The 4,840-nt window shown below is 37.8% G+C and carries 5 protein-coding genes and 1 pseudogene; all 6 read left to right on the forward strand.

What is annotated here, in order from left to right; all coding sequences use genetic code 11:
• Window positions 1-143 precede the first annotated feature (143 nt).
• The 6 genes and pseudogenes from lacA (at window position 144) to dcm (ending at window position 4,695) form a co-directional block, all read left to right on the forward strand.
• A complete protein-coding gene (gene lacA / locus HMPREF9171_RS111660; protein WP_000152526.1) occupies window positions 144-569 on the forward strand; it encodes a galactose-6-phosphate isomerase subunit LacA in 426 nt (141 codons plus the stop codon).
• Between the two features lie 20 nt (window positions 570-589).
• Window positions 590-1,105, forward strand: coding sequence for a galactose-6-phosphate isomerase subunit LacB (gene lacB, locus HMPREF9171_RS111655; RefSeq protein ID WP_000686152.1), 516 nt, complete (start codon window positions 590-592; stop codon window positions 1,103-1,105).
• Between the two features lie 10 nt (window positions 1,106-1,115).
• Window positions 1,116-1,994 carry a tagatose-6-phosphate kinase gene (locus HMPREF9171_RS111650; RefSeq protein WP_000604239.1) on the forward strand — a complete coding sequence of 293 codons (879 nt, stop codon included), beginning with the start codon at window positions 1,116-1,118 and terminating at the stop codon, window positions 1,992-1,994.
• Between the two features lie 207 nt (window positions 1,995-2,201).
• Complete coding sequence (locus HMPREF9171_RS1000000113230) at window positions 2,202-2,369, forward strand: hypothetical protein (protein WP_000280016.1); 168 nt, start codon at window positions 2,202-2,204, stop codon at window positions 2,367-2,369.
• A gap of 2 nt (window positions 2,370-2,371) precedes the next feature.
• Window positions 2,372-3,196 (forward strand): annotated as a pseudogene (locus HMPREF9171_RS1000000113235) (replication initiator protein A).
• 143 nt (window positions 3,197-3,339) lie between these two features.
• Entirely contained in the window at window positions 3,340-4,695 is a 1,356-nt protein-coding gene (gene dcm / locus HMPREF9171_RS111635; RefSeq protein ID WP_000670035.1) for a DNA (cytosine-5-)-methyltransferase, read from the forward strand.
• Window positions 4,696-4,840: the final 145 nt, after the last annotated feature.

The following is a 4,840-nucleotide window of genomic DNA, read 5'->3' on the forward strand; positions in this document are numbered from 1 at the left end:
CAGTTTTTTTGTTCATTTCAAACAAAAACAAAACAAAACATTAACAAAAACAAAAATAAGATATATGATGATATTACAAACAAAAACAAACAATATCTTCCAACTACATACAATTGTATTAAAAGTGAAATAAGGAGAAAGAAATGACAATTATTATTGGAGCGGATGCGCATGGTGTTGAACTTAAGGAAGTGATTAGACAACACCTTACAAGTTTAGGTAAGGAAATCATTGATTTAACGGATACTAGCAAAGATTTCGTTGATAATACCTTAGCAATCGTTGCTAAAGTGAATCAAAAAGAAGATAACTTAGGAATAATGGTTGATGCTTACGGTGTTGGTCCTTTTATGGTAGCCACTAAGGTTAAGGGGATAATTGCAGCAGAAGTTTCAGATGAACGTTCAGCTTATATGACTAGAGCTCATAATAACGCTAGGATGATTACTTTAGGTTCAGAGATTGTTGGTCCAGGAGTTGCTAAACATATAGTAGAGGGTTTTGTTGATGGGACTTACGATGCAGGTCGTCATCAAATTCGGGTCGATATGTTGAATAAAATGTGCTAAGCGTAAGAGAGGTAAAGCAGATGAAAATTGCGGTCGGTTGTGATCATATTGTAACTTATGACAAAATTGCAGTTGTGGATTATTTAAAAACAAAAGGGTATGAGGTTATTGATTGTGGAACTTATGATAACATCCGTACTCACTATCCTATTTATGGTAAGAAAGTAGGAGAAGCTGTCGCTAGTGGAAAAGCCGACTTAGGTGTATGTATTTGTGGAACTGGAGTTGGTATTAATAATGCTGTTAATAAAGTTCCAGGAATTCGCTCAGCTCTGGTACGTGATTTGACATCAGCTATCTATGCTAAAGAAGAATTAAATGCTAACGTTATCGGATTTGGTGGGAAAATTACTGGTGGGCTGTTAATGACAGATATCATCGAGGCGTTTATAAGAGCTAAATATAAACCAACAAAAGAAAACAAAGTATTAATTGAAAAGATAGCCGAGGTTGAGACTCATAATGCCCATCAAGAAGAGAATGACTTTTTCACAGAGTTCTTAGATAAATGGAATCGTGGTGAATATCACGACTAAGGAGATATCTATGATTTTAACAGTAACTTTGAACCCTTCTATTGATATTTCGTACTGCTTAGAAAACTTTAACATGGATACTGTAAATCGAGTTACCGACGTCTCCAAAACACCTGGGGGTAAGGGGTTAAATGTGACTCGTGTTCTTTCTCAACTTGGCGATAATGTAGTGGCAACTGGTCTATTAGGGGGGCATTTTGGAGATTTCATCCGAAGTGGCTTAGATGCATTGGAAATCAGACACCAATTTTTAAGTATTGGTGGAGAAACACGTCATTGTATTGCAGTTTTACATGAGGGTCAGCAGACTGAAATTCTAGAAAAAGGTCCACATATTACTAAAGATGAAGCAGACGCCTTTTTGAATCATCTAAAACTTATCTTTGATGCTGCAACTATCATAACAGTATCAGGAAATTTACCAAAGGGACTCCCCTCAGATTATTATGCTAGGTTAATCTCCCTAGCGAATCACTTTAATAAGAAAGTTGTTTTAGACTGTTCAGGAGAAGCATTACGTTCGGTTTTAAAATCTAGTGCTAAGCCGACCGTCATTAAACCTAACCTTGAAGAATTAACACAATTAATTGGAAAGCCAATTAGCTATAGTTTAGACGAACTAAAATCTACCTTACAGCAAGATATTTTTAGAGGAATTGATTGGGTTATTGTTTCTTTAGGTGCTAGGGGAGCTTTTGCTAAACATGGGAATCACTACTATCAAGTGACGATTCCAAAAATAGAAGTTATTAATCCAGTTGGTTCAGGGGATGCAACGGTTGCAGGAATCGCGTCTGCTTTAGAACATCAACTAGATGATATAAATTTGCTTAAGAGAGCTAATGTCTTGGGTATGCTTAATGCACAAGAAACATTGAATGGAAGCTAAGTGAAATTGCTAAATCAAAAACTAGAAAATATAGCCCAAAAACCTTGATTTATCAAGGTTTTTACTGTTTTATAATTTTGTAGAATAATTATAGTGTTTAGCAATAATACGCAAAAATAACTAATTTTTGGTGCCTAGTTTGGTGCCTAAAATTTAGCGAGAACATTTTACTAAGTGTTCTCGCTTTTTTATTTTCAGGAGGAAATCATGTATAAGTACGAAAAGTCGTCACGACAAATTGTAATGTGTCAACTTATGGCTATTATGAAAATTGATATTGAGAAAGCAACACGGATAGTTAATGAAATGGAGGAAGAAGGCTTAGTTAAATTTGATGAGTTTGGAAATGTTGGTTTATTAGTACTGGAGGGATAATCATGAAACGTATTACTGCAAATCAATATCAAACATCAGAACGCTATTATAAACTTCCAAAACTATTGTTTGAAAGTGAGCGTTATAGCGAAATGAAACTAGAGGTTAAGGTAGCTTATGCTGTTCTAAAAGATCGCTTGGAATTGTCATTAAGTAGAGGGTGGATAGATGAAGATGGAGCTATTTATCTGGTCTATTCCAACTCAAAACTCATGGCACTGCTTGGCTGTTCCAAGTCAAAATTACTGACGATTAAGAAAACCTTACGAGAGTATGGTTTGATTGATGAAGTTCAACAGTCTTCCAGTGAAAAAGGACGAATGGCCAATAAGATTTACTTGGGGGAGTTAGAACATGAACCTACCCCCGTCTTAAATTCAAACGGGGGTAGTGTTCAAAAAACACTAGGGGGGTGTCAAAATCAGCCGGGGCCTGTCTTAACTTCAGCCACTAGTGAGACTGAAGTTAGTGAGACTAATAATAGTGAAACTAAAGAGAGTGAGTCAGTCATTGAGGACTAAGAGGAGAAAGAACGTCTAACAAGTAAGAAAAGTGACAATGACAATTTCCAACGTAAAGTAGACCGAGTCACAAGATACGACAGAGATTACATTTGGGGCTTGGTACATGACCAGTTGAGACAAGTAGGTCTATCACCTGCCGCTAGTGATTATGCCATGATTTATTTTGATCATCGTTATCAGTACGCTTTAGAGAATATGAGGTTTGCGGATAGATCAGAAACGATAGCGGAATACGTATTTAATGGTGTCTTATCCGAATGGACCAAGGGACAACGCTTAAAAGAACTAAAAGGGGGTGAGTAAGATGTTTTGGTGGATTTTGGGACTAGGAATGATTTGGATCATTATTGAGGTCATCACTGCCCCAGAAAAGGAAGATCATTGTTAAGTAAGGACGTTGCGCAAGAAGTAATGTCCTTTTATTTTTGCAGAAAGGAATGAGAGACATGAAGTTTTTAGATTTGTTTGCAGGAATTGGAGGCTTTCGATTGGGTTTAACTAATCAGGGTCATGAGTGTATTGGCTTTTGTGAGATTGATAAGTTTGCGAGGAAATCTTACAAGGCCATTTATGAGACCGAAGGAGAAATAGAATTTCATGACATTAGACAAGTCACAGACCAAGACTTTAAACAACTTAGAGGGCAAGTGGACATCATCTGTGGGGGATTCCCTTGCCAAGCATTTTCACTCGCAGGTAGACGACTGGGATTTGAGGATACTAGAGGAACTCTGTTCTTTGAGATTGCTCGAGCGGCCAAACAGATCCAACCACGTTTTCTATTCTTGGAAAACGTCAAAGGCTTACTCAGTCACAACAAGGGAGAGACATTTCGAACAATCCTCACTACATTGGATGAGTTGGGGTATGATGTCGAATGGCAAGTGCTTAACAGTAAAAATTTTCAAGTCCCGCAAAACCGAGAAAGGATCTTTATTATCGGACATTCTAGAAGATACCGTCCCCGATTCCTATTTCCTCTCGGAAGAGAAAGTAGCTCAACTGGTCTTGAGCGATTAGGCAATGTCAATCCATCAGGTAACGGGATGAATGGAAAAGTCTATTTATCAAGTGGGCTGGCACCAACCTTAACCAGAGGAAAAGGGGAAGGAACTAAAATTGCCATTCCAGTATTAACCCCAGATAGGTTAGAAAAACGCCAACATGGCAGACGCTTTAAGGACAATCAAGAGCCTATGTTTACCTTAACTAGCCAAGATAAACATGGTGTGGTCGTCGCAGGCACCTTACCAACGTCTTTTGTGCAAAATGGACGAGTCTATGACCTTTCAGGTGTATCACCAACATTGACCACGATGCAGGGTGGTGATAAAGTTCCAAAAATTCTTTGTCGTGAAGAGGTTCCGCATTTGAAAATCAAAGAAGCGACTAAGCTAGGCTATGCTATGGCAACTGTGGGAGACTCTGTCAACCTTGCTTACCCAGAGTCTACCAAAAGGAGAGGGCGAGTAGGAAAAGGTGTCGCCAATACCTTAACCACTTCTGACAATATGGGAGTAGTAGTTGCTGCTCTAGAGTATCGTAAGGATAAGTGGTATGAAGGGACTGGTCTTGTTCTAGAAGGTAAGCTCTATCGTTTAAGAATTAGACGCTTAACACCTAGAGAGTGTTTCAGACTTCAAGGATTTCCTGATTGGGCTTACGAAAAAGCAGAAAGTGTATCAAGTAAAAGTCAATTATATAAACAAGCAGGTAATAGTGTAACTGTTACAGTTATTGAAGCCATTGCCAAAATCTTTAGAATGATTGAAGAGGAAGAAGAACATGAAAATATTACATAGCAAAAGTATCATAGAATGTACGGAGTTAGAGGAAGTCATCCATCAAGCAGAAATGGATAACATCATGAATTTAGTCTTTGAGTTACCAGATTATGACTGTGAGCTTTCAGTAACCTATATTGACGACTATCATAAAAATCATTGT

The sequence above is a fragment of the Streptococcus agalactiae ATCC 13813 genome (assembly GCF_000186445.1).
Taxonomy (GTDB): domain Bacteria; phylum Bacillota; class Bacilli; order Lactobacillales; family Streptococcaceae; genus Streptococcus; species Streptococcus agalactiae.

Excerpts from the sequence above, each read along its gene's own strand:
- lacA (WP_000152526.1), top strand. The coding sequence starts at position 144 with ATGACAATTATTATTGGAGCGGATGCGCATGGTGTTGAACTTAAGGAA.
- lacB (WP_000686152.1), top strand. The coding sequence starts at position 590 with ATGAAAATTGCGGTCGGTTGTGATCATATTGTAACTTATGACAAAATT.
- HMPREF9171_RS111650 (WP_000604239.1), top strand. The coding sequence starts at position 1,116 with ATGATTTTAACAGTAACTTTGAACCCTTCTATTGATATTTCGTACTGC.
- HMPREF9171_RS1000000113230 (WP_000280016.1), top strand. The coding sequence starts at position 2,202 with ATGTATAAGTACGAAAAGTCGTCACGACAAATTGTAATGTGTCAACTT.
- dcm (WP_000670035.1), top strand. The coding sequence starts at position 3,340 with ATGAAGTTTTTAGATTTGTTTGCAGGAATTGGAGGCTTTCGATTGGGT.